This is a genomic window from Mesorhizobium sp. M7D.F.Ca.US.004.03.1.1 (assembly GCF_003998635.1).
Classification (GTDB): Bacteria; Pseudomonadota; Alphaproteobacteria; order Rhizobiales; family Rhizobiaceae; genus Mesorhizobium; species Mesorhizobium loti.
This window is the reverse complement of the sequence record NZ_RZQG01001166.1, coordinates 1-1,619: the sequence shown is the minus strand read 5'-3', so window position 1 is coordinate 1,619 and position 1,619 is coordinate 1. Positions and strand designations below refer to the sequence as shown.

The window sequence follows — 1,619 nt, the reverse complement described above, 5'->3', positions numbered from 1 at the left end:
ACTGTGGACGCTACCAATCTTGTCTCAAATTATTGGAAAGGAAGGTGGATAACTTTCCCGCAAATCACTACGTCTATTTTCTATAAAATTTTATTCAATTTTATACTTTCATTTACCAGAAAACTCCGGCCTGCCATCGGTCAAGCAAGTCGCATGGAAGCCAACATATATCAGGTTATATGTTTGAGGTTTACCACGTGTAAAAAATGCCGAACCATGCATATCAGAATATATGAAATAGATTTCGAGACTGTTGCAAAGTAGAAGTGGCCGCTGTCTCTATCCGGGAAATATCGGAGGGGTTTCAGCCATGACGACCAATATCGAGTTGGACAGCTTTTCGGGTTCCTTGAACGAGCATTCCGCGTCCAATGAACACGGCGATCAGACATCGCCGGCCGAGATCCGGGTCGCACAAGCAAATTCGACGCAGCAGCCCGCACCGGCAGCGTCCGAACCGGTGCCGGTCGATGTCGGCGGCGCAGCGCCTGCCAAACCAGAAGCCCCCGCGGAAGCGAAGGCGCCGCCGGTAGCTGCGCCGCACGAATATGTAGCCGACGCCAGCCACGTGGTAAGGCTTCCGGCCAACGCCTCCATCGACAACATCAAGGTCGACGGCCACAACCTTGTGCTCGAACAGGCTGACGGCTCGGTGATCGTGATCAAGGATGGCGCCCTGAACGTGCCGACCTTTATCATTGGCGACGTCGAGGTGCCGCGCGTGGCACTGCTGGCAGCGCTGGAAGCCAGCCATGTCGATGTCGCGTTCGGCGCCGATGGTTCTATCTCGGCCGGCCCGGGCGGTTCGAATTCAAGTGCAGGCGGAGACTTCTCGATTCCCCCCGGCGGCATCGGCGACGGGTTCGACCTGTCGGCACTGCTGCCCCCGACTGCCTTGCAGTTTGGGCTTCTGGATCACCGCGAACTCTTCCCGTCCATCGTCGACAGGCCGGTTTCAGTGGTGGCCACGTCACTGCTTGCTCCCAGCGAAGCGGCCAGCGAAACCGGCCTTGATGGCGGTGGGGCGCAATCGCCAGGCAGCGACGCGCCGAGCCATTCGGAAACCTCCGGCAATGGAACGATCAGCATCACCGCACCGGATGGAATTGGGTCGATCGTCATCAACGGCGTCACCGTCACCGGCGTCGGCCAGGAGATCCCGGGGGAGTTCGGCTTCCTGACGATCGTCTCCTACAATCCGAGCACGGGTGCCATCGAATACAATTACACGGTGACCGAATCAGTCACCCATCCGAATCCGACAACCGAATTTGATCAAAGCGACACGGTTCCGGACAATTTCAGCATTACCGTCACGGATGTCGACGGCGACACGGCCAGCACCACCTTTGCGGTCGCCATCGTCGACGACGTGCCAACGGCGCATAATGACAGTGCCACGCAGGCGACCGAGAACGCGCCCGTGACGGTGAACGTGTTTGCCAACGACGTGCCCGGCGCGGACGGGGTGGCCATCACCGATCCGTCGAAGGTGAGCTTTGTCGCGGGATCGCTGGCGGGCGGCACCGGAACGGTCACCTACCACAATGACGGCACCTTCACCTACGCGCCGGTTGCCGGCGAAGAAGGGACGGTGACGTTCCAGTACAAGATCATCG

At 58.6% G+C, this 1,619-nt stretch carries 1 protein-coding gene; it reads left to right on the top strand.

Annotation, left to right across the window (positions count from 1 at the left end; translation table 11 throughout):
* Positions 1-310 precede the first annotated feature (310 nt).
* Positions 311-1,619: Ig-like domain-containing protein (locus tag EN935_RS35150; RefSeq protein WP_206534655.1), on the top strand; the 1,309-nt coding region annotated here is incomplete at its 3' end.